Source organism: Micropruina sp. (genome assembly GCF_047602385.1).
Lineage (GTDB): Bacteria > Actinomycetota > Actinomycetes > Propionibacteriales > Propionibacteriaceae > Micropruina.
The window spans coordinates 252,445-276,112 of sequence record NZ_JASGHL010000004.1 but is presented as its reverse complement, the minus strand read 5'-3'; the positions used below and the strand labels follow the sequence as shown (position 1 = coordinate 276,112).

The 23,668-nt window shown below is 67.7% G+C and carries 20 protein-coding genes; 16 read left to right on the top strand and 4 right to left on the bottom strand.

Annotated features, from left to right (window positions below; translation table 11 throughout):
* Window positions 1-74 precede the first annotated feature (74 nt).
* Together rplJ and rplL are read left to right on the top strand one after the other, a co-directional pair.
* Window positions 75-662, top strand: coding sequence for a 50S ribosomal protein L10 (rplJ, locus tag QM711_RS14390; RefSeq protein ID WP_415100511.1), 588 nt, complete (start codon window positions 75-77; stop codon window positions 660-662).
* Between the two features lie 19 nt (window positions 663-681).
* A complete protein-coding gene (gene rplL / locus QM711_RS14385; protein ID WP_415100509.1) occupies window positions 682-1,074 on the top strand; it encodes a 50S ribosomal protein L7/L12 in 393 nt (130 codons plus the stop codon).
* A gap of 169 nt (window positions 1,075-1,243) precedes the next feature.
* Here the strand turns inward: rplL and QM711_RS14380 are convergent, their stop codons facing one another.
* Window positions 1,244-1,387 (bottom strand): hypothetical protein, encoded by a 144-nt coding sequence (locus tag QM711_RS14380; protein ID WP_415100507.1) that lies wholly within the window; start codon window positions 1,385-1,387, stop codon window positions 1,244-1,246.
* A gap of 115 nt (window positions 1,388-1,502) precedes the next feature.
* Between QM711_RS14380 and QM711_RS14375 the strand changes: the two genes are divergently transcribed.
* The 14 genes from QM711_RS14375 (at window position 1,503) to QM711_RS14310 (ending at window position 20,877) form a co-directional block, all read left to right on the top strand.
* Entirely contained in the window at window positions 1,503-2,792 is a 1,290-nt protein-coding gene (locus QM711_RS14375) for a helix-turn-helix domain-containing protein (RefSeq protein WP_415100505.1), read from the top strand.
* Between the two features lie 578 nt (window positions 2,793-3,370).
* Window positions 3,371-6,844: a DNA-directed RNA polymerase subunit beta gene (rpoB, locus tag QM711_RS14370; protein WP_415100503.1), complete on the top strand. Its 3,474-nt coding sequence runs from the start codon at window positions 3,371-3,373 to the stop codon at window positions 6,842-6,844.
* A gap of 59 nt (window positions 6,845-6,903) precedes the next feature.
* A complete protein-coding gene (locus QM711_RS14365) occupies window positions 6,904-10,785 on the top strand; it encodes a DNA-directed RNA polymerase subunit beta' (RefSeq protein ID WP_415100501.1) in 3,882 nt (1,293 codons plus the stop codon).
* Window positions 10,786-10,941: 156 nt separating this feature from the next.
* Window positions 10,942-11,757 (top strand): hypothetical protein, encoded by an 816-nt coding sequence (locus QM711_RS14360; protein ID WP_415100499.1) that lies wholly within the window; start codon window positions 10,942-10,944, stop codon window positions 11,755-11,757.
* Between the two features lie 136 nt (window positions 11,758-11,893).
* Complete coding sequence (gene rpiB / locus QM711_RS14355) at window positions 11,894-12,382, top strand: ribose 5-phosphate isomerase B (protein WP_415100497.1); 489 nt, start codon at window positions 11,894-11,896, stop codon at window positions 12,380-12,382.
* 50 nt (window positions 12,383-12,432) lie between these two features.
* Window positions 12,433-12,834, top strand: a complete 402-nt coding sequence (locus QM711_RS14350; protein WP_415100495.1) for a TOBE domain-containing protein — start codon at window positions 12,433-12,435, stop codon at window positions 12,832-12,834.
* Entirely contained in the window at window positions 12,831-13,748 is a 918-nt protein-coding gene (gene modA, locus QM711_RS14345) for a molybdate ABC transporter substrate-binding protein (protein ID WP_415100493.1), read from the top strand. Before QM711_RS14350 ends, modA begins: the two co-directional genes overlap by 4 nt.
* A complete protein-coding gene (locus QM711_RS14340; protein WP_415100491.1) occupies window positions 13,745-14,527 on the top strand; it encodes an ABC transporter permease in 783 nt (260 codons plus the stop codon). The genes modA and QM711_RS14340 overlap by 4 nt, the downstream gene beginning before the upstream one ends.
* Entirely contained in the window at window positions 14,524-15,582 is a 1,059-nt protein-coding gene (locus tag QM711_RS14335) for an ABC transporter ATP-binding protein (protein ID WP_415100489.1), read from the top strand. Before QM711_RS14340 ends, QM711_RS14335 begins: the two co-directional genes overlap by 4 nt.
* 219 nt (window positions 15,583-15,801) lie before the next feature.
* Window positions 15,802-16,173, top strand: coding sequence for a 30S ribosomal protein S12 (rpsL, locus tag QM711_RS14330; protein ID WP_020488528.1), 372 nt, complete (start codon window positions 15,802-15,804; stop codon window positions 16,171-16,173).
* Window positions 16,173-16,643, top strand: a complete 471-nt coding sequence (gene rpsG / locus QM711_RS14325; RefSeq protein ID WP_415100487.1) for a 30S ribosomal protein S7 — start codon at window positions 16,173-16,175, stop codon at window positions 16,641-16,643. Before rpsL ends, rpsG begins: the two co-directional genes overlap by 1 nt.
* A 93-nt stretch (window positions 16,644-16,736) precedes the next feature.
* Window positions 16,737-18,848, top strand: coding sequence for an elongation factor G (fusA, locus tag QM711_RS14320; protein WP_415100485.1), 2,112 nt, complete (start codon window positions 16,737-16,739; stop codon window positions 18,846-18,848).
* A 131-nt stretch (window positions 18,849-18,979) separates the two neighbouring features.
* Window positions 18,980-20,173 carry an elongation factor Tu gene (gene tuf, locus QM711_RS14315; protein ID WP_415100483.1) on the top strand — a complete coding sequence of 398 codons (1,194 nt, stop codon included), beginning with the start codon at window positions 18,980-18,982 and terminating at the stop codon, window positions 20,171-20,173.
* Window positions 20,174-20,382: 209 nt separating this feature from the next.
* Window positions 20,383-20,877, top strand: a complete 495-nt coding sequence (locus tag QM711_RS14310) for an aromatic ring-opening dioxygenase LigA (protein ID WP_415100481.1) — start codon at window positions 20,383-20,385, stop codon at window positions 20,875-20,877.
* Between the two features lie 172 nt (window positions 20,878-21,049).
* Here QM711_RS14310 and QM711_RS14305 read toward each other — a convergent pair whose 3' ends face one another.
* The 3 genes from QM711_RS14305 to QM711_RS14295 all read right to left on the bottom strand — a co-directional run bounded on the left by QM711_RS14305 (window position 21,050) and on the right by QM711_RS14295 (window position 23,580).
* Entirely contained in the window at window positions 21,050-22,090 is a 1,041-nt protein-coding gene (locus QM711_RS14305; RefSeq protein WP_415100479.1) for a hypothetical protein, read from the bottom strand.
* A complete protein-coding gene (locus tag QM711_RS14300; RefSeq protein ID WP_415100477.1) occupies window positions 22,087-22,410 on the bottom strand; it encodes a PadR family transcriptional regulator in 324 nt (107 codons plus the stop codon). Before QM711_RS14300 ends, QM711_RS14305 begins: the two co-directional genes overlap by 4 nt.
* 255 nt (window positions 22,411-22,665) lie before the next feature.
* Window positions 22,666-23,580 (bottom strand): SDR family NAD(P)-dependent oxidoreductase, encoded by a 915-nt coding sequence (locus tag QM711_RS14295; RefSeq protein ID WP_415100475.1) that lies wholly within the window; start codon window positions 23,578-23,580, stop codon window positions 22,666-22,668.
* Window positions 23,581-23,668 lie beyond the last annotated feature (88 nt).

The window sequence follows — 23,668 nt, the reverse complement described above, 5'->3', positions numbered from 1 at the left end:
TTCGCCCCGGGTAGCCCTGCGCGCCGGGGTTTTTCCATGTCCGAGGCAGATCAACGGAAGTGGGAAGGAGACTCATGGCGAGCGCCGATAAGGCCGCAGCCGTTGCGGAGCTGAAGGACAGCTTCACCAACGCGGCTGCCGCTGTACTGACCGAGTACCGCGGTCTCACCGTGAAGAGCCTGCAGGAGTTGCGCAGGTCCTTGGGTGAGAACGCCACCTATGCCGTTGCGAAGAACACGCTGACCACGATCGCTGCCCGCGAGGCGGGCATCGAGGGCCTGGAGGCGCAGCTCTCCGGTCCCACCGCGATCGCGTTCATCTCCGGGGACGTCGCCGACGTCGCCAAGGGACTGCGTGACTTCGCGAAGGCGAACCCGCATCTGGTCATCAAGGGTGGCGTCATGGACGGTCGTGTCCTGGACGCCGAAGGGGTCAAGAAGCTGGCTGACCTGGAGTCCCGCGAGGTGCTCCTGGCGAAGCTGGCCGGCGCGATGAACGGCAACCTGGCGAAGGCCGCGGGCCTGTTCGCCGCCCCGCTCAGCCAGGCCGCTCGCGTCCTGGCCGCCCTGTCCGAGCAGAAGCAGGCCGGGGACGCCCCGGCAACCGATGCAGCGCCCGCTGCGGAGGCCACCGAAGACGCGGCTGACGCTGCATCGAAGTAAGAACGAAAGGACCATCATCATGGCGAAGATCAGCACCGACGACCTCCTTGACGCCTTCAAGGAGATGACCCTGATTGAGCTCTCCGAGTTCGTGAAGCAGTTCGAGGACACCTTCGGCGTGACCGCCGCCGCTCCGGTGGCCGCGGCCGCCGCGCCGGCCGCCGCCGGTGGTGGCGAGGCCGCCGAGGAGGAAGAGGTCAGCAACGAGGTCGACGTGATCCTCGAGTCCGTCGGCGACAAGAAGATCCAGGTCATCAAGGAGGTGCGCGCGCTCACCAGCCTGGGCCTCAAGGAGGCCAAGGACCTGGTCGAGGCCGCTCCGAAGGCCGTCCTGGAGAAGGTCGCTCGCGACGTTGCGGCCAAGGCGAAGGAGGCCCTGGAGGCCGCCGGCGCCGCCGTCTCGGTCAAGTGAACTGAGACACCGCTCAGCTGACACCTGCGGCGGCGGAACCCCGATCGGGTTCCGCCGCCGCAAGTCGTTGTGAGCGCAGTCGCCACCATGCAGCAATCGGCGGCGGAGTTAAACTCCGCCGCCGATCTCTGTGTCTTCTCGGGGGGTGGGTTGGGCTGGCTTGTAAGGGTCAGCGATGCCCGAGCCGGGAGCTGACGGGCCAATCACCGAAGCCACCCCATGCGTGGTTGGAGGTCTGCGCAGCAACCGGCACAATGCCGATTGCGAGGAGCGCCGCGACGGCAACCACGGACTTGCGGATCATCTTGTTCATGGTGTGTTGTCCCCCGGTAGATCGACGAGGATGTTGTTGACAAAAGCTATCGAGACTTGACGGACATGTCAACTAATCGTCAGACTGGGGTGCGAAAGTCCGGAGGAGGTGTGTCTTGACCACTTCGCTGAGCCACGATGGGTTCGGCGCGCGACTCCGAGCGACGCGCAAGAAGGTCGGCATGTCGCAGGCGGAGCTTGGCGGGAAGCGCTACACCGGCAGCTACATCTCCCACCTCGAGAGTGGGCGCCGCGCGGCATCGCACGACGTGATCGAATTCTTGTCGATGCGCCTGGGAGTCACCGCCGACGAGCTGGGGATGGACCCGTCCATTCCGGAGACGATCGACAGCCTCGACAACAATCGTGCGCTGGAGCATCTGCTGGTTGCCGAACGCGCCTGGTACGACCGGGACTGGGCGACCGCCGGCGAGCTGGCGACGCGGGCGGCGGCATCGGCGCTGAGCGCAGGGCAGCCGGAGCGGCATTGGCAGGCGCTGTACGTGCAGGCCCAGGCGGCCCTGGCCGAAGGTGACTTCGCTGACGCGATCCATTTCGCGGAGCGGCTGGCCAGTCACCAGGTGGCGGCTGCGTCGCCAACGCTGCGAGCTCAGGCTTTGTGCTTGTCCGCGACCGCCCACCGCGTCGGCGACGAGCTTCCGATGGCACTGGTGCACGCTGGCCAGGCGGTGGTGCTCGCCGCCGAAGCACCCGCGATCGTGATGGCGGACGCGCTGATGTGCTTGATCAGCGCCGCGCTCGAGGCGGGCCGTCCGACTGCTGAGACCGACCGGCTCAGGAACCGGCTTGAAGAGGTCTCGCTGCAGATCGAGTCGGCCCACGCGCGCGGGGTCGTCTACTGGGCGTTGGGCACTGCGGCCTTCAAGTCCGATCATGTCGCCAAGGGCCTCGAACTGCACGATCTGGCCTTGGAGCTGCTCAGCCCGCGTCGCGACCTGCGGATGTGGCTACGGCTCAACCGGTCGGCGGCCAACTGCCGGCTGGACGCCGGGATCGTCGAGGGGGTTCGTGAGCTGCTCGAGGTGGCCAGGGGCGGGCTCAACCTGATCGGCAGCGCGTTCGACGTCTTCGAGTTGCGGCTCGCTGAGGCGAAGTTGACGCTCCAAGAGGGACGCCCGCGCGAGGCGCGCGAGTTGGCGATCGCGTTGCTGGCCGACCCGGCCTTGCGCCCCGCGGTGATCAGCAACGGCAAGGGCGAGGAGTTGCTCGCCGAGATCGAGTTGGATCTCGGCAGCGTCAGCGCTGCCCGGGCGGCGTTCATCCGTGCGGCCGGCCGGTACGGCGAGCAGGAGCAGTTCCGGCAGGCGAGCCAGTGCTGGCAGCGGGCTGTCTCCCTTGAGGGACTGTACGACCAGAATATGGACGCGGCGCCAGCAGACATTTGACAACACTGTCAAGTCGTGGTGGGATTACTGCATCGACGGCACAACCCCCCGATAGTGCGGTCGATGGGCACTGCTGATCGGTGTTCGCCTTGTGAGTTTCCTCCCGTTGCCCGAGGCGAGCACCGATTCAGTGCGTTCTGGGGCAATCTCACCCGCGAACGCCTGGTGCGCCGCTGTCAGGCCTTGACAGCTCCGTGTCGCATCGGCGCCGAGTCCCGGTCACACCGCCATCGCGGTCCCAGTCCGTTCACCTCGAGGTCGGCACCGAGCCGTGCCGCGGCGTCGCCGGACCCGGCCAGGTCACCTTGCGGAAACCGGACGGAGCCCCGACAACCGAGAAACCCCGCGGGGGAGCCGAACTTGGCCGCACGATCGTCCGGTCACGCGGCCGGATCCGGCCAAGCGCGGTTCCCGGCTTCGCCACCGTGGCTTCGACCCGACGAACCGACTTGCGAAGCGGCCGCTGGTGGACTATCGTGCTTGTTTGCCCATCGCTCACCTACGACCCGTGATTTGACGCGGGCCGTTCTGCGTGCAAAGAACCGGCTCACACCGGGTTTCTTGGAAGGACCATCACCTTGGCCGTCTCGCGCTCTGCGTCGAAGAACACCAATGTCGTCTCCGCTTCCGGACGGATCTCATTCGCCAAGATCGCCGAACCCCTCGAGGTCCCGAATCTGCTCGACCTGCAGATCGAGTCCTTCGACTGGCTGGTCGGCAACCAGACCTGGCGCAACCGGGTGGCGGCTGCCCTCGCCGAGGGTCGCACCGACGTCAACACCAAGTCCGGCCTGGAAGAGATCTTCGAGGAGATCTCGCCGATCGAGGACCTGTCGCAGACCATGTCGCTGTCGTTCCGCGACAACCGCTTCGAAGACCCGAAGCACTCCGTCGAAGAGTGCAAGGACCGCGACGTCACCTACGCGGCGCCGCTGTTCGTGACCGCCGAGTTCATGAACAACGACACCGGCGAGATCAAGAGCCAGACCGTGTTCATGGGCGACTTCCCGCTGATGACCGACAAGGGCACCTTCATCATCAACGGCACCGAGCGCGTCGTCGTCTCGCAGCTGGTCCGCTCGCCGGGTGTCTACTTCGAGCAGACCCCGGACAAGACCTCCGACAAGGACATCTTCACCTGCAAGATGATTCCGAGCCGGGGTGCCTGGCTTGAGTTTGAGGTGGACAAGCGCGACATGGTCGGCGTCCGGCTCGACCGCAAGCGCAAGCAGAACGTCACGGTGCTGCTCAAGGCGCTGGGCTGGACGAACGAGCAGATTCTGGCCGAGTTCGGCGAGTACGAGTCGATGCGGCTCACCCTGGAGAAGGATCACACCGCGAACACCGACGAGGCGCTGCTGGACATCTACCGCAAGCTGCGTCCGGGCGAGCCGCCGACCCGCGAGGCCGCGCAGGCGATGTTGGAGAACTACTACTTCAACCCGAAGCGCTACGACCTGGCCAAGGTCGGCCGGTACAAGATCAACAAGAAGCTGGGCCTCACCGAGCCGTTCGACAAGCAGGTGCTGACCGTCGACGACATCGTCGCGGCGATCCGCTACGTGGTGGCGTTGCACGAGGGACGCGAGCAGCTCGGCGACCTGATCGTCGAGACCGATGACATCGACCACTTCGGCAACCGCCGGCTGCGGACCGTGGGCGAGCTGATCCAGAACCAGCTCCGGATCGGCCTGGGACGGCTCGAGCGCACCGTGCGCGACCGGATGACCACCCAGGACATCGAGGCGATCACGCCGCAGACCCTGATCAACATCCGTCCGGTGTCGGCGGCGCTGAAGGAGTTCTTCGGCACCTCGCAGCTGTCCCAGTTCATGGACCAGACCAACCCGGTCGCCGGCCTGACCCACAAGCGCCGGCTCTCGGCACTGGGCCCGGGGGGCCTCTCCCGTGACCGGGCGGGCATGGAGGTCCGTGACGTCCACCACAGCCACTACGGCCGGATGTGCCCGATCGAGACCCCGGAAGGCCCGAACATCGGCCTGATCGGCTCGCTCGCCTCCTTCGCCCGGGTGAACGCGTTCGGCTTCATCGAGACCCCGTACCGCAAGGTGATCGACGGCCGGGTCGCCGACCAGGTGGACTACCTGACCGCCGACGAGGAGGACCGTTACGTCATCGCGCAGGCCAACGCCTCGCTGGACGCCGACGGCAACTTCGCCGAGGACCGGGTGCTGGTCCGGACCAAGCACGGCGACGCCGACGAGGTGGCCCCGGCCGACGTCCAGTACATGGACGTCTCGCCGCGCCAGATGGTCTCGGTGGCGACCGCGCTGATCCCGTTCCTCGAGCACGACGACGCGTCCCGGGCCCTGATGGGTGCGAACATGCAGCGCCAGGCGGTGCCGCTGATCCGCAACGAGGCGCCGTTCGTCGGCACCGGCATGGAGTACCGCGGTGCGGTCGACGCCGGGGACGTCACGGTGGCCGAGAAGGCCGGCGTGGTCACCTCGGTGAGCGCCGACATCATCGACGTGGCCAACGACGACGGCAGCTACCGCAGCTACCGGCTGGCGAAGTTCACTCGGTCGAACCAGGCCACCTGCATCAACCAGCGGCCGCTGGTCGCCGAGGGCGAGCGGGTCGAGGTCGGTTCGCCGCTGGCCGACGGTGCCTGCACCGACAACGGTGAGATGGCGCTGGGCCGCAACCTGCTGGTCGCGTTCATGCCGTGGGAGGGTCACAACTACGAGGATGCGATCATCCTCAGCCAGCGCCTGGTGCAGGACGACGTGCTCACCTCGATCCACATCGAGGAGCACGAGATCGACGCGCGTGACACCAAGCTGGGCGCCGAGGAGATCACCCGGGACATCCCGAACATCGGCGATGACATGCTGGCCAACCTGGACGAGCGCGGCATCATCCGGATCGGTGCCGAGGTCGGCACCGGCGACATCCTGGTCGGCAAGGTCACCCCGAAGGGCGAGACCGAGCTCACCCCGGAAGAGCGGCTGCTTCGCGCCATCTTCGGCGAGAAGGCCCGCGAGGTGCGCGACACGTCCATGAAGGTGCCGCACGGCGAGACCGGCACGGTGATCGGCGTCCGGGTCTTCGACCGCGAAGAGGGCGACGAGCTGCCCCCGGGCGTCAACCAGCTGGTCCGGGTCTACGTGGCCCAGAAGCGGAAGATCTCCGACGGCGACAAGCTCGCCGGACGGCACGGCAACAAGGGCGTGATCTCCAAGATCCTGCCGGTCGAGGACATGCCGTTCCTGGAGGACGGCACGCCCGTCGACATCGTGCTGAACCCGCTCGGTGTGCCGTCCCGGATGAACGTCGGCCAGGTGCTGGAGACGCATCTGGGCTGGGTCGCCAAGACCGGCTGGGACATCGACGGCGTCGACGAGCCGTGGGCCAACCGGCTCAAGGAGGTCGGCCTGGGCCGGGTGGAGGGCGATGCCCGACTGGCCACCCCGGTCTTCGACGGTGCCAACGAGCACGAGATCGCCGGCCTGCTCGAGCACGGCCTGCCGCAGCGGGACGGGATGAACCTGGTCGACGCCGGTGGCAAGGCGCAGCTGTTCGACGGACGTTCCGGCGAGCCGTACCCGGAGCGGGTCGGTGTCGGCTACATCTACATGCTGAAGCTGCACCACCTGGTGGACGACAAGATCCACGCCCGCTCGACCGGTCCGTACTCGATGATCACCCAGCAGCCGCTGGGCGGCAAGGCGCAGTTCGGTGGCCAGCGGTTCGGTGAGATGGAGGTGTGGGCGCTGGAGGCCTACGGTGCCGCCTGGGCGCTGCAGGAGCTGCTCACCATCAAGTCCGACGACGTGCCGGGCCGGGTCAAGGTCTACGAGGCGATCGTCAAGGGTGAGAACATCCCCGAGCCGGGCATCCCCGAGTCGTTCAAGGTGCTGGTCAAGGAGATGAAGTCGCTCTGCCTGAACGTCGAGGTGCTCTCCTCCGACGGCACTGTGGTCGAGCTTCGTGATTCCGAGGACGACTTCCGCTCCGCCGAGGAGTTCGGAATCGACCTGTCCCGCCGTCCGGGTGCCGACTCGTTCGCCGCCCTCGACGAGGTCTGAGTTCACGCTCAGTCGCAACCAACTCAGATCAAGTTTTCGAAAGAAGAGAGAAAACACACGTGCTTGACGTCAACTTCTACGACGAACTGCGCATCGGTCTGGCCACCGCGGACCAGATCCGCGAGTGGAGCCACGGCGAGGTCAAGAAGCCCGAGACGATCAACTACCGCACCCTGAAGCCCGAGCGTGATGGGCTGTTCTGCGAGAAGATCTTCGGCCCCACCCGCGACTGGGAGTGCTACTGCGGCAAGTACAAGCGGGTGCGCTTCAAGGGCATCATCTGTGAGCGCTGTGGTGTCGAGGTGACCCGCAGCAACGTCCGCCGCGAGCGGATGGGTCACATCGAGCTGGCCGCCCCGGTCACCCACATCTGGTACTTCAAGGGCGTCCCGAGCCGGCTGGGCTACCTGCTGGACATCGCCCCGAAGGACCTGGAGAAGGTCATCTACTTCGCCGCGTACATGATCACCGCGGTGGACGTGGATGCGCGCCACCGCGACCAGCAGTCGCTGGAGGCCAAGGTCGAGGTCGAGCGCAAGCAGATGGAGCAGCGCCGCGACAACGACGTGAACACCCGGATGGCCAAGCTCGAGGAAGACCTGGGGCAGTTGGAGGCCGAGGGTGCCAAGGCCGACATCAAGAAGAAGGTCCGCGACGGTGCCGAGCGTGAGCTGAAGCTGGTCCGTGACCGCGCGCAGCGTGAGATCGACCGGCTGGACGCGGTCTGGACCCGGTTCAAGAACCTCAAGGTCCAAGACCTCGAGGGTGACGAGATCCTCTACCGCGAGATGAAGACCCGCTTCGGCAAGTACTTCGAGGGCTACATGGGGGCCGAGGCGATCAAGAACCGCCTGGCCACCTTCGACCTGCAGGCCGAGTCCGAGTCGCTGCGCGAGACCATCGCCACCGGCAAGGGCCAGCGCAAGACCCGTGCGCTGAAGCGGCTCAAGGTCGTCTCGGCGTTCCTGAACACCGTCAACAGCCCGTCCGGCATGGTGCTGGACGCCGTCCCGGTCATCCCGCCGGACCTGCGTCCGATGGTGCAGCTGGACGGCGGGCGGTTCGCGACGTCCGACCTCAACGACCTGTACCGCCGGGTGATCAACCGGAACAACCGGCTCAAGCGCCTGCTCGACCTGGGCGCGCCCGAGATCATCGTCAACAACGAGAAGCGGATGCTGCAGGAGGCCGTCGACTCGCTGTTCGACAACGGACGCCGCGGCCGTCCGGTGACCGGGCCGGGCAACCGTCCGCTGAAGTCCATCTCGGACATGCTCAAGGGCAAGCAGGGCCGGTTCCGGCAGAACCTGCTCGGCAAGCGCGTCGACTACTCGGGCCGTTCGGTCATCGTGGTCGGCCCGCAGCTGAAGCTGCACCAGTGCGGCCTGCCCAAGGCGATGGCGCTGGAACTGTTCAAGCCGTTCGTGATGAAGCGGCTGGACGACCTGAACCTGGCGCAGAACATCAAGAGCGCCAAGCGGATGGTCGACCGGCAGCGTCCGGTGGTGTGGGACGTGCTCGAAGAGGTCATCTCCGAACACCCGGTGCTGCTCAACCGCGCACCTACCCTGCACCGCCTCGGCATCCAGGCGTTCGAGCCGCAGCTGATCGAGGGCAAGGCGATCCAGATCCACCCGCTGGTCTGCACCGCCTTCAACGCCGACTTCGACGGCGACCAGATGGCCGTGCACCTGCCGCTGTCCGCGGAGGCGCAGGCCGAGGCCCGGATCCTGATGCTGTCCACCAACAACATCCTGAAGCCGGCCGACGGTCGTCCCGTCACCATGCCCACCCAGGACATGGTGATCGGCCACTACTTCCTCACCATGGAGCAGCCGGCCGGCCTCGGTGCCGGCCGGGTCTTCGGCTCGGTGGCCGAGGCGATCATGGCCTTCGATCGCGGCGAGCTGGCGATCGGCGCTCCGTGCACCATCCGGTTCCGCGGCATCGTGGCTCCCGAGGGCGAGGAGGCACGTGCCGATGGCAGCTTCCTGCTGGCCACCACGCTGGGCCGGGCGCTGTTCAACGAGGCGCTGCCGGCCGACTACGCGTTCGTGAACGTCGAGGTGGGCAAGAAGAAGCTGGGCCAGATCGTCAACGACCTGGCCGAGCGCTACCCGAAGATCGAGGTGGCGGCCACGCTGGACCGGTTGAAGGACCTCGGCTTCGGTTGGGCCACCCGCTCCGGCGTCACGGTGTCCATCTCGGACGTCCAGACCCCGCCGAACAAGCCCGAGATCCTGGCGTCCTACGACGCCAAGGCGGCCAAGATCACCAAGCAGTACGAACGCGGCAAGGTGACCGAGGAGGAGCGTCACCAGGAGCTGATCCAGCTGTGGACCGACGCAACCGCGGAACTCACCGCGGCGATGGAGGCCAACTTCACCCGGGACAACCCGATCTTCATGATGGTGCACTCCGGCGCGCGAGGGAACATGACCCAGATGCGTCAGATCGCCGCCATGCGAGGCCTGGTGGCCAACCCGAAGGGCGAGATCATCGCCCGGCCGATCAAGTCCAACTTCCGTGAGGGCTTGAGCGTGCTGGAGTACTTCATCTCCACCCACGGTGGCCGGAAGGGTCAGGCCGACACCGCGCTGCGGACCGCCGACTCGGGTTACCTGACCCGGCGGCTGGTCGACGTCTCCCAGGACGTCATCATCCGCGAGGAGGACTGTGGCACCGAGCGTGGCCTGACCAAGGTGATCTCGGCACCGGGACGCAACGGCAAGCCGGTCGCGGAGCGCAACGTCGAGACTGCGGTCTACGCCCGTACCCTCGCCTCGGACATCACCAATGCCGACGGCAAGGTGCTGCTGCAGGCCGGTGTCGACCTGGGTGATGTGAACATCCGCAAGCTGATCAAGCACGGGGTCACCGAGGTCAAGGTGCGTTCGGTGCTGACCTGTGAGGCGAAGTCCGGGACCTGCGCGATGTGCTACGGCCGTTCGCTGGCCACCGGCAAGCTGGTCGATGTCGGCGAGGCGGTCGGTATCGTCGCCGCGCAGTCCATCGGCGAGCCCGGCACGCAGCTGACCATGCGTACCTTCCACACCGGTGGTGTGGCCGGCGACGACATCACCCAGGGTCTGCCGCGTGTGGTGGAGTTGTTCGAGGCCCGTCAGCCCAAGGGCAAGGCGCCGATCGCCGAGGCGGCCGGCCGGATCCGGATCGAGGACGGCGAGCGCAACCGCAAGCTGATCATCGTCCGCGACGACGGCGAGGAGGACCTGGAGTACCTGCTGCCGCGACGCGTCCGGCTGGAGTGGGAGGACAGCAACGGCATCCGGCACTCGACCGCCGACGGTGACCACGTCGCCGCCGGAGCGCAGCTCTACGCCGGCACGCCCGATCCGCAGGATGTCCTGCGGGTGAGCGGCCTGCGCAAGGTCCAGGAGCACCTGGTCGAAGAGGTGCAGGCCGTGTACCGGACGCAGGGCGCGCCGATCCACGACAAGCACATCGAGATCATCATCCGGCAGATGCTGCGGCGGATCACCGTCATCGAGTCCGGTGACACCACGATGCTGCCGGGTGAGCTGGTCGACCGGAACACCTTCGAGACCCAGAACCGTCAGATGGTCACCGAGAGCCGGACGCCGGCTCAGGGCCGTCCGGTGCTGATGGGGATCACCAAGGCGTCCCTGGCGACCGAGTCCTGGCTGTCGGCGGCGTCCTTCCAGGAGACCACCAAGGTGCTCACCGACGCGGCGATCCACGCCAAGTCGGACAGCCTGGTCGGCCTGAAGGAGAACGTCATCCTGGGCAAGCTGATCCCGGCCGGCACCGGCCTGGAGCGGTACCGGAACATCCGGGTCGAACCGACCGCGGAGGCCCGGGCGGCAGCCTACGAGCTCAGCTATGACCCGTACGACTACGACATGGCCGGCAGCGGCATGAACGTGTCGCTGGACGAGTTCGACATCGGCGACCTGCGCTGAACTGATCGCTGACGGACGGCCCCGGGGAGTTTCCCCGGGGCCGTCCGCCGTTGTCAGACCCGGATAAACCCCTCCCTAACTACCTGTGCCCTCCCACCTGCGGGAGGGCACAGGTAGTTAGGGAGGGCCTGGCGGGCACCCGATAGGGTGGCCGTCGTGGTTCCGGTGGTGCTGGTCAGTCGCAGGTGGCTGGTCTGGGGGCCACTGCTCGTCGTCTGGCAGGTCGGTGCCGCCTGGGCGGTCGACCAGTGGTCGTCCTGGGAGTGGCTGCGGGCGATCTCGGCCGTGCTCGCCTGGCTGGTCTGCCTGGGGGTCGTGCTGTGGGGATTCGGCAGTGCGGTGATCTTCAGCCGGCGGGGATTCTGGGTGCCGTTCGACGGACGCGGTCGCTGGGACGAGGTGGTTGCCCGCGAGGACCTCGCCCTCACGCTGCGGGTGGGTGCCAAGTACGGCATGGATCGCGTCGTACACTTCGACCGGGTCGATGACTGGCCGGCGACCCAGCGGATCCTGGACGAGCGCCTCCCGAGCGACCTGCCGGGCATCGAGACGACCGAGCCGCACGAGCAATGGCGCCAAGGGCTCGAGGAGCACGCCGACGACCTGCTCCGGCGGATCGCGCGCGAAGTGACGCCGCCGGCGTCCGAACGAACGTGGCTTCGGCCCGAGGACCGGCCATTCGCCGTTCATCAACTCCAGCTCAGTTTCGAACCGGTGGGCGGCAGCACGGTCGAAATCCGGCTGGGTGAGGAGTGGTTCCCGCAGATCCGGGTGGACGGCTGCTACGCCTACGCCCCGGAGCTCGATGAGGACGACGATGACGCGGTCGAGGCGGCCGATGATGTGATGGCCGAGGCGGCAGCGATCCTGGTGTCGATCTTTCGCGGTGCCCACCGCACGCAACTGCCGGCCTGGCGGATCAATGACGAGCGGGGCAAGACGTGGGACTTCTATCCGCGTCCGCCGCTCTGATGACCGGGAGCCGCCCGCCCCCGCTGGCATCGCCTGCCTCCGGGTCATCGCCTGCGCTCCGGTGCCGGCGACATGCCTCTCGCGCGGGCGATGTGCGCGAGGCCGGAGCCCGGCGCCGTCCCCTTAAGGTGTGCTCATGAAGATCGTTGCGCACAGCGACCACGCCGGGGTCGAGCTCCGGCTCGAGATGATCGAGCAGGCGCGGGAGCTGGGCCACCACGTGGACGACCTTGGCCCGGCGCTGGGCGAGAAGGTCGACTACCCCTATGCCGGCGCCGTGGTCGGGCACAAGGTCGCCTCGGGTGAGTACGACCTGGGCATTCTCGTCTGCGGCACCGGGGTCGGCATCTCCCTGGCCGCCAACAAGGTCGCCGGCGCGCGGGCGGTGGTCTGCTCCGAGCCGTACACCGCACGGCTGTCCCGCCAGCACAACGCGTCCAACATCGTCGCCGTGGGTGAGCGGGTGGTCGGCCCGGGGGAGGCGAGGATGATCGTTGAGGCATTTCTCAGCACCGAGCCGGCGGGCGGACGCCACGCGCAGCGGGTCGAGATGCTGAAAGCATTGGACGACCCGTCGATCGACCTGGAGCAGCTGAGGCAGATGGGTCCGGCCTGCGCCGGGTGAGCCGCCCACTCATCGGATAGTGCCGTAACTGCGGTGCTATCGTCCTGCCCGTGACGCAGTTGCGGATAGCTGAGGCGGCGGCCCTGCTCGGAGTGAGTGATGACACGGTTCGCCGCTGGGCCGATCAGGGGCGCCTCAGCCTCGATCAGGACGCCTCGGGACGCCAAGTGGTCGCCGGCGCCGAACTGGCCTCGCTGGCCCAGGAAGTGGCCGGCACGGCGGACGCCCTCGACCCGTCGGTCGGCCATCGTTCGGCCCGCAACCACTTCACCGGCCTGGTCACTGCGATCACCTCCGATCTGGTGATGTCCCAGGTCGAGCTGCAGTGCGGTCCGTTCCGGGTGGTCTCGCTGATCTCCACCGAAGCCGTCCGGGAATTGCGGCTCGAGGTCGGCTCGCTTGCGACCGCCGTCATCAAGGCAACCAACGTGGGAGTGGAGGCATTCCGATGAACAGACTTAAGGAAGCGCTGATCAAGCATATTCCGGCTGCGGCGCACCCGGCGAGCGATCGACGACCTCCATCTCTTGCGCCGTGTGACCCGATACGCCCACACGATCTGGGCGCCGTCGCTCATCTCGCCGGGCACGTCCTCGCTCGGAACAGCATTGGTCAGCACTTCCTTAAGTGGCTGGTCGCCGCACTGGCGCTGACCCTGGGCCTTTCCGGCTGTACCGCGGCCGGCCCGAGCGAGCAGAAACTCACTGTCTTCGCCGCCGCCTCCCTGACCAAGGTGTTCACCGGGCTTGGGACGGCGTTCGAGAAGTCCCACCCCGGGGTCAAGGTGGTGTTCACTTTCGACGGCTCGTCCGGGCTGGTCGATCAGCTGAAGGGCGGTGCGAAGGCTGATGTGTTCGCGTCCGCCGACGAGAAGAACATGACCAACGCCGTGGACGCCAAGCTGACCACCGGCACGCCCGTCGTCTTCGCCCGCAACGTGTTGACCTTGGTGACCGCGCCCGGCAACCCGAAGAAGATCACCGGCCTGGACGATTCGCTGACCGGGAAGAAGCTCGTGGTCTGCGCGGTGGGCGTGCCCTGCGGCACCGCCACCGATCAGTTGGCGAAGAAGTTGGGTGTGGTACTGAAGCCGGTCTCGGAGGAGACCAAGGTGACAGATGTGCTCGCCAAGGTGGCGTCCTCGGGTGAGGCGGACGCCGGCGTCGTGTACGTCACGGACGCCAAGACCGCCGGGGACAAGGTCACCGCGGTGGCTATCAAAGGGGCCGATCAGGTCGTCAACAATTACCCGATCTCGGTCCTCGCCAACGCCCCGCAACCCGCGTTGGCTACGGAGTTCGTCGCCCTGGTCAGCTCCCAGACGGGCAAGGACGCGCTCAGCGCGGCGGGGTTCGTCACGCCGTGACCCGTCCGGTGCCCCGCTGGATCGGGGCACTCGCGATCGCCGGCGGCCTGCTGATGGCAGTGCCGCTGCTGGGTCTGCTGCTGCGGGTGCCGTGGTCGCACGTCCCGGGCCTGCTGACTGGCTCCGCCGCCCAGGACGCCCTCGCCCTGAGCCTGCGCACCTGTCTGGCCAGCACCGTGCTCTGCCTGGTGCTCGGCCTTCCGGTGGCGTTGGTGTTGTCCAGGTTGCGCGGCCGTTGGGTGACGGTCGGGCGGGTGATCGCGACCGTGCCGATGGTGCTGCCGCCGGTGGTCGCCGGCCTTGCCCTGCTGGTCACCTTCGGACGCCGCGGGCTGGTCGGCCAGGTGCTCAGCGTCGCCGGCATCGAGATCGGCTTCACCACGCTGGCGGTGGTGATCTCGCAGACGTTCGTGGCGATGCCGTTCCTGGTGGTGGCCGTCGAGGGTGCGTTGCGCAGCATCGACCCGGACGCCGAACTGGTGGCGGCCACCCTGGGTGCGGGGCCGTCCCGGGTGCTGTGGCAGGTGACCGTTCCGGCGCTGCGGCCGGCCATCGTCTCCGGCGCCAGCCTGTCCGCGGCTCGTGCGCTGGGGGAGTTCGGGGCGACGATCACCTTCGCCGGCTCGCTGCAGGGCACCACCCGGACGCTGCCGCTGGAGATCTATCTGCAGCGCGAGGTCGACACCGACACCGCGTTGGCGCTGGCCGCGGTGCTGATCGTGCTGGCTGCCGCGCTGGTGCTGGTGACCACGCTGGTGAATCGAGAGCGGACGGCATGACCGGCCTGGAGATCGAAATGGACCTGCCCGAGCGCGGGGTCCGGCTGGCGCTGAGCGTGGCGCCGGGGGAGACCTGTGCGCTGATCGGGCCGAACGGGGCCGGGAAATCATCGGTGCTCGAATCCGTCATCGGGGTGCTGGCGTCTGCCGCCGGCCAGATCCGGCTGGACGGACGGCTGCTCGCCGGCCCGGGCGTGAGAGTGCCGGTGCATCGCCGACGGGTCGGCTGGCTGGCCCAGCGTCCGCTGCTGTTCGACCACTTGGACGTGCGGGACAACGTCGCGTTCGGCCTGGTCGCCAACGGCCGGCCGCGGCAGGCGGCCCGGCAGCGTGCACTCGAGGAACTCCGCCTGGTCGGGGCGGGCGACCTGGCGAAACGCCGGCCCGCTCAACTCTCCGGCGGCCAGGCCCAGCGGGTGGCCATCGCTCGCGCGTTGGCCGCTGAGCCGGACGCCCTGCTGCTCGACGAGCCGCTGGCCGCCATCGACGTCCAAGGGGCCGCCGAGATTCGGCAGGTGCTCGCCGAGCGGCTGCAGGCGCTGAAGCTGCCGGTGCTGCTGGTCACCCATGACCTGATCGACCTGTGGCGGCTGGCCGACCGGGTGGTGGTGCTGGACGGTGGCCGGATCGTCGAGCAGGGCAGCCTGGCTGAGGTGATGCGGCGTCCGCGCAACGAGTTCCCGGCCAGCTTGGGTGGGCGGAACCTGATCGCGGGACGCGCCGCGGGCGGAGAGTCGCTGGAAGCCGGCGGTCTGATGGTGCACGGATTACCCGACGCACCGCTGCGCTTCGGGGCACAGACGCTGGCACTGATCGACCCGGCCGCCATCGCCGTCCACCGGCAGTATCCCGAGGGCAGCCCGCGCAATGTCTGGCCGGCCCAGGTGGTCAGCATTGAGCCGCGCGGGGACGCTGCTCGGCTGGTCTGCGCGGCGTCCGGACAGTCGGTGATCGTCGACCTGACCGTAGCCGCAGTCGCCGAGTTGGCGCTGGCCCCAGGCGTCCCGGTCTGGCTCTCGGTCAAGGCCAGCCAGGTGCTGCTCTACCCCCGCTGACAGCAATTGCTCGCCTGAATAGTGCGGCGAGCGCGGGGTGCCGGGCCGCTTTTGCGCTCTCGGACGGCAGCCGGTAACCTTGGTGGTTGTGTTCGGGCGACCGGACCATCGTGTGTGTGCCCGCCGCGACGACTGCTCGTCAGCGGCGACGCGACACCCCACAGCGAATCACGTTCGCCAGGACGTGCCTTCAACCACGACGGAAAGTGATACCAGCCGGTGCCCACCATCCAGCAGTTGGTCCGCAAGGGCCGCACTGACAAGGTCAGCAAGAACAAGACGCCTGCGCTCAAGGGTTCTCCCCAGCGCCGTGGCGTGTGCACGCGTGTGTACACCACCACCCCGAAGAAGCCGAACTCCGCGCTCCGCAAGGTGGCCCGCGTCCGGCTGTCCTCGGGCGTCGAGGTGACCGCGTACATTCCCGGCGTCGGCCACAACTTGCAGGAGCACTCGATGGTGCTGGTCCGCGGCGGTCGTGTGAAGGACCTGCCCGGCGTCCGCTACAAGATCATCCGCGGCTCGCTCGACACCCAGGGTGTCAAGAACCGCAAGCAGGCTCGCAGCCGTTACGGCGCGAAGAAGGAGAAGTAATGCCACGCAAGGGCCCCGCGCCGAAGCGCCCGGTCGTCGTCGATCCGGTCTACGGCTCGCCGCTGGTCTCCCAGCTGGTCAGCAAGATCCTGCTGGACGGCAAGAAGACCACCGCCCAGAACATCGTCTACTCCGCTCTTGAGGGCACCCGGGCCAAGACCGGCGTTGACCCCGTGCAGACCCTCAAGAAGGCCCTGGACAACATTCGCCCCGCCGTCGAGGTGAAGAGCCGCCGGGTCGGTGGCGCCACCTACCAGGTGCCGATCGAGGTCAAGGCGCCGCGTGCCACCACGCTGGCGATGCGCTGGTTGGTCACCTTCTCTCGCGCTCGCCGTGAGAAGACGATGACCGAGCGGCTGATGAACGAGCTGCTGGACGCGTCCAACGGCCTGGGTGCGTCGGTGAAGCGGCGCGAGGACACGCACAAGATGGCCGAGGCCAACCGCGCCTTCGCCCACTACCGCTGGTGATCTGAGGCCTTCCACCTGAGGTCACCGCCTCGGGGGAAGGCTTCTCGCCTGCCCGCCCACAACCCAGAACCAGAGATCGAGGAAGTCACAAACGTGGCCATCAACGTGAACACCGACCTGGCCAAGGTGCGCAACATCGGCATCATGGCCCACATCGACGCGGGCAAGACCACCACCACCGAGCGCATTCTGTTCTACACCGGCATCACCTACAAGATCGGTGAGGTGCACGACGGCGCCGCGACGATGGACTGGATGGAGCAGGAGCAGGAGCGCGGCATCACCATCACGTCCGCCGCGACGACCTGTTTCTGGAAAGACCACCAGATCAACATCATCGACACCCCGGGCCACGTCGACTTCACCGTCGAGGTGGAGCGTTCGCTGCGCGTCCTGGACGGCGCTGTCGCCGTGTTCGACGGCGTCGCCGGCGTCGAGCCGCAGTCCCAGACCGTGTGGCGGCAGGCCACCAAGTACGGCGTCCCGCGGATCTGCTACGTGAACAAGCTGGACCGGACCGGCGCGTCCTTCGACTTCTGCGTGAAGACGATCCGCGAGCGGCTGAACGCGACCGCCGCCGTCCTGCAGCTGCCGATCGGCTCCGAGGCCAACTTCATCGGTGTGGTCGACCTGGTCGGTCAGCGCGCGCTGACCTGGCGCGGCGAGACCAAGATCGGTGAGGACTACGAGGTCGAGGAGATCCCGGCCGACCTGGCCGACGCCGCCGCGGCCGCCCGCGAGGAGCTCGTCCAGGTTCTCGCCGACCACGACGACGACTTCGCCGAGCTGTGGCTCGAGGCCGAGGAGACCGGCGAGGAGCTGACCGCCGAGCAGATCAAGCCGGCGATCCGCCGCGCCGTCCTGGCCAACAAGATCACCGCGGTCATCTGTGGCACCTCGTTCAAGAACAAGGGTGTCCAGCCGATGCTGGACGCGGTCGTCGACTACCTGCCCTCGCCGCTGGACATCCCGGCCATCGACGGCTTCAAGCCGGGCGACGAGGAAGTGAAGATCGAGCGGCACCCGTCCAACGAGGACCCGCTGAGCGTGCTGGCGTTCAAGATCGCCGCTGACCCGCACCTGGGCAAGCTGACCTTCGTCCGGATCTACTCCGGCGTGCTGAAGGCCGGCACGCAGGTGCTGAACAGCACCAAGGGCAAGAAGGAACGGATCGGCAAGATCTACCAGATGCACGCCAACAAGCGTGAAGAGATCGAGTCGGTCGGCGCGGGCATGATCGTCGCGGTGATGGGCCTGAAGGACACCACCACCGGCGACACCCTGTGCGATCCGCAGAACCCGGTCGTGCTGGAGTCGATGGACTTCCCCAACCCGGTCATCGAGCAGGCCATCGAGCCGAAGTCGAAGTCCGACCAGGAGAAGCTGTCGGTCGCCATCCAGCGGCTGGCCGAGGAGGACCCGACCTTCCGCGTCCACACCGACGAGGAGACCGGTCAGACCATCATCGCCGGCATGGGCGAGCTGCACCTGGAGATCCTGATCGACCGGATGAAGCGAGAGTTCCGGGTCGAGGCCAACATCGGCAAGCCGCAGGTGGCCTACCGCGAGACGCTGCGGCGTCCGGTCGAGAAGGTCGAGTACACCCACAAGAAGCAGTCCGGTGGCTCCGGTCAGTACGCCAAGGTGCTGATCAACCTCGAGCCGCTCGAGCCGGGTTCGGGCTACGAGTACGTCAACGCGATCACCGGCGGCCGCATCCCGCGCGAGTACATCCCGGCCGTCGACAAGGGCGTTCAGGAGGCGATGGCCTTCGGTCCGCTGGCCGGCTACCCGGTCGAGGACATCAAGGTCACCCTGGTGGACGGCGCCTACCACGACGTCGACTCCTCGGAACTGGCGTTCAAGATCGCCGGTTCGATGGTCTTCAAGGAGGCCGCCCGCAAGGCCGACCCGGCCCTGCTCGAGCCGCTGATGGCGGTCGAGGTGACCACGCCCGACGACTACCTGGGCACCGTGATCGGCGACATCAACAGCCGCCGCGGCCAGGTCCAGGGCATGGAGGAGCAGCACGGCAACCAGGTCGTCCGGGCGCTGGTGCCGCTGAGTGAGATGTTCGGCTACGTCGGCGACCTGCGGTCGAAGACCTCGGGCCAGGCGTCCTACTCGATGGAGTTCAGCCAGTACGGCGAAACTCCGAAGACGGTGGCCGACGAGATCATCGCGAAGGGTCGCGGCGGGGCCTGAGTTTGACTCTCCCGCGACCGTAGACAAGACTTGGACGGTCCGCGCCCAGGCGTGGAACGTGACCAGGGACATACACCCAACCCATACGACGCCGCGCGAACCGCGCGTGGCGACATCCAGAAGGAGCCTCAGTGGCAAAGGCCAAGTTCGAGCGGACCAAGCCGCACTGCAACATCGGCACCATCGGACACATCGACCACGGCAAGACCACTCTGACCGCGGCGATCACGAAGGTGCTGCACGACAAGTACCCCGAGCTGAACGCGGTTTCGGCCTTCGACCAGATCGACAAGGCGCCGGAAGAGCGGCAGCGCGGCATCACCATCTCGATCGCGCACGTCGAGTACCAGACCGAGGCTCGTCACTACGCTCACGTGGACTGCCCGGGTCACGCTGACTACGTGAAGAACATGATCACCGGTGCCGCCCAGATGGACGGCGCGATCCTGGTCGTGGCCGCCACCGACGGCCCGATGCCGCAGACCCGCGAGCACGTCCTGCTGGCTCGTCAGGTCGGCGTCCCGGCGATCGTCGTCGCGCTGAACAAGTGCGACATGGTCGACGACGAGGAGCTCATCGAGCTCGTCGAGATGGAGGTCCGCGAGCTGCTGGACGCCCAGGAGTTCGACGGCGACAACGCTCCGGTCGTGCGGGTGGCCGCGTTCCCGGCCATGCAGGGCGACGAGAAGTGGGCCGAGTCGATCCTCGAGCTGATGAACGCCGTCGACGAGTACATCCCGCAGCCCGAGCGCGAGACCGAGAAGCCGTTCCTGATGCCGATTGAGGACGTGTTCACCATCACCGGTCGTGGCACCGTGGTGACCGGCCGGATCGAGCGCGGCATCGTCAAGACCGGCGAGACCGTCGACATCATCGGCATCGCCGAGAAGAAGCAGACCACCACCATCACCGGTGTGGAGATGTTCCGCAAGATCCTCGACGAGGGTCGCGCCGGCGAGAACGTCGGCCTGCTGCTGCGCGGCACCAAGAAGGACGACGTCGAGCGCGGCATGGTCGTGATCAAGCCGGGTTCGACCACCCCGCACACCGACTTCGAGTCGAACGTCTACGTGCTGACCAAGGAAGAGGGTGGCCGTCACAAGCCGTTCTTCTCCAACTACAGCCCGCAGTTCTACTTCCGTACCACCGACGTGACCGGTGTTGTTCAGCTGCCCGAGGGCACCGACATGGTGATGCCCGGTGACAACACCGACATGACCGTGCACCTGAACAAGCCGATCGCCATGGAGGACGGCCTGAAGTTCGCCATCCGCGAGGGCGGCCGCACCGTCGGCGCCGGCCGCGTCACCAAGATCCTGAAGTGATCTGACGCACATTCGCTGGCGCAGGCCCCCCGCCCGGTCCGGGCGGGGGGCCTGCGCCGTTGCCGGCCGCTCGCGTGCCGGTGGCTAGGGGAGGTGACTATCAACGAATCATCTACTACAATATGTCGTAGATGATCGATCGATGATCGCGGAGCCGGCGATGACCTCGCCGGGCCGCCCGTGAACTGCCCTCAGAAGGAGAACTTCACATGATCAAGACGTCCGGCGCAGCTCGGTTCGTGGCGATTCTCTGCATCGTCTTCGGCCTGGTGGCCATCGGTGGCGGAGTTGCCACCTGGGCGATGGTGACCACGCAGCTGTCCGCCGAGAACATCACCGTGCCGAAGGACTCCCCGCTGACCCCGGGCGCCAAGGTGCAGGACCCGATCACCGCCTACGCGCAGGCCGAGATCATCAACCACCACGCGCTGACCGCCAGCGGCGGCAAGACCTACGCCGAACTGGGCGCCATGATCGCCGAGGCCAAGACCGCCGGCGACACCGCCAAGGTCGACGAGTTGACCATCGCCCGGACGACGATGATGAACGCGTCCTTCCTCCGCGCGTCGCTGTTCACCTCGGTGCTCGCCTACGGCGTCTCGCTGCTGGTGATCGGGCTCGGGGTGATGTTCCTGCTGCTCGGCTGGGCGTTCGGTTCGCTGGCCCGGCCGAAGGTGATCGGCGCACCGGCCGATGCGGCCTGAATGAGCCGCGGTCAGGCCTGAGCTGGACCGTCGCTCAGTACTGCACCGCTTGAAAAGGTGACCGGGGAGATTTGTCTCCCCGGTCACCTTTGTTTCATGCCGGGACTGTTCGGAGCGGACGTCAGGCCCGGCGCAGGTGCGTCCCGGTGCTGGGCGATCTCGATCGGGTCCCTCAGCGAGCACTTCCGGGGACGGTGAGCGCGGTCCGTTCCGGGCGGGACGTCCCGGCTGGTCCGTCGAGGGCGACCGGTGGTGGAGCGAAGCGGCCGATCAGCAGGCTGGCGATCGCGCTGAGGGCAATGCAGCCGGCGGCCAGGTAGCCCATCCCGGGCGGCGTATCCCAGTTCAGGCCGCTGATGCTGCCGATCATCGCGTACTCCAGGACGGCTCGCAGCTGGCTGGTCGCGGCGACGCCGAGGAGAAGGAGCGCAGCGCGCCAGCGGAAAGTGCCGTAACTGGTGCTCGCGGGAGGGCGGCGGCCGGCTCCGGTACGGTCGGCGTGATCGAGGGGCGCGGCCAGGAAGACGATCACCACGAACGCCGGGATGGCGAGGAGTTCGGTCATCGACGACGCGGCCTCGGCCCACGGCTGCGGTTGGGCCGTCGGGTCGGCGATCAGCCAGAGGGTGTCGGCGGCCATCGCGAGCGGTGGCAGGACGGGCAATGCGATCGCCCAGCGAACCCGCGGTCGCCAGGGCAGGAGGATGCTGACCACCGTCCAGGCCAGCGCCATCAACGCCAACCCGGCCAACCTGAGGCCGTCCGCGGCCGGGCTTCGTTCGGCGACCTCGGGGATGAACGGGAACGCCGGGGAAGTGTCCATCCGGGTCAAGCACGCGTCCTGGATCAGCTCGGGGGTGATCGCGTCGCCCGCGCACGGCAGCCAATGCAGCTGGGTGGCGGCGCCCGCCGCGATCGCGGCCAGCAGCAGCAGGCATTCGGCGAGGCCGAACACCCAGCGTCCCACCGGTGCCGGGTCGCGATCGAGCGGGTGCTGGTGGATGGCCCGGACCGAGCGGGCGACCAGACCGGGACGCCCGCACCGGTCGACAGCCTGGCGGGCGGCCTCGGCGTCGGGAGTTCCGGCAACGACGAGCATCGTCGTGGTCTCGCGGAGATGGTCCTCGATTTCGGCGACGACGTCGCCGGCCTCTGGCATCGTGCCGAGTTCGTGGCGCAGCGCACGGCAATAATCGTCGATCGGATCGGTCATCGACGGTCCCCGGTGATCGCGGCCACCGCGGCGCTGAAGCTGGCCCAAGCCTGTCGCTCGTCGGCCAGCTGCCGGGTGCCGCTCGGGGTGAGCCGGTAGGACTTGCGCCGGCGTCGGTTCACCTCGCTCCAGCTGGCGGTGATCAGGCCGGCCTTCTCGAGCCGGTGCAACGCGGGATACAGGGTGCCCTCGGGGACGTCGATGACCTCATCGCTGCGCGTCCTTAGCTGGTCGATGATCGCGTAGCCGTGCAAGGGATTGTCGGCGAGTATCGACAGGATCAGGTAGTCAAGGTGGCCCTTGAGTGCGTCGCCCCTCATGCCTAGGAAATCTAGGCATACGCAGTCCGGGTGTCAATCCTTCGGTCAGGGAGTGCGGCGATGTCGAGATCGCCACCCGATGGAGGCTTGGCTGCGCGATTTCGAGTCAGGACGCGAGATCGGCGAAGTTTCTCACCATCGGGCCGCGATGTCGAGATCGCCGCACCCCGGGACGCGGTGTCGAGATCGCTGCACGCCGGGACGCGGTGACGGTCGATCCGGCAGTCAGGGCTTGCCCCCTCGATCGACCGGGGGTCAGTTCTGGGAGAAGGAGACCCCGACCAGTTCCTCGGTGGCCTGCCAGAGTGCGGTGAGGGCCTTGGCGGAGCGGGCCGGACGGGGCAGGGCTGCTTTGCCGACCGGCCCGGAGGTGCCGAACAGGCCGATCGGGCCGTAATAGCCGCCCGCCGCTGCCTGGCGGCTGGCGGCGCAGAACACCACCGGCTGGGCGCCGTCCGCGGCCGACTGCATCAGCCCGGTGGCGCGACCGAGGAACCCGCCTGCCCCGGCCGTCGAGCTGTTCGCGAATAGGCCGGTGGACGACCAGCCGGGATGCGCGGCATGGGCATTGAGGCCCCACTCGCCGGCCGTGCTGTGCCGTTGCAGTTCGCGGGCGAACATCACCATGGCGAGCTTGCTGGCCGCATAGGTACCTCGCCGCGACCACCGGCGCTCGAAGTCCAGGTCGTCGGGCCGGATCCGGCCGTGATCAGCCACCAGCGAGCCGACCGTGACCACCCGGGCCCGGCTCGCCCGGCGCAGTGGCTCCAGCAGCCGTCCGGTCAGGGCGAAGTGACCGAAGTAGTTGCTGGCCATCACCAGCTCGTGGCCATCGACGCTCACGTCGCGTCGCCGGGTCGCGCCGATGCCGGCGTTGAGGACCAGGATGTCCACCCGGACGTCGACGTAACGGTCGGCGAAACGCTCGACGGAGGCCAGGTCAGCGGTGTCCAGCTCGGCAACGGTGTGGCTGCCCTCGGGATGCTCGGCCCGGAGTTCCGCGGCGACCGCGGCACCTTTGTCGACGTCCCGCACGGCAAGCACCACGTCGGCACCCGCCAGGCCCAGTGCCCGGGCGGTGGCCTTTCCGATGCCGCTGCTGGCGCCGGTGACGATCGCCAGGCGTCCTTTGCGGGACGGAATGGTGAGCGGCGTGAGCCGGTCCTTCATCGGTTCCTCCTGAGTCGAGCCGACGTCTATGGCGCCTGGTCCGTCAGCAGGAGCCTATTGCCACCGGCGCCGACGAACCCGGCGACAC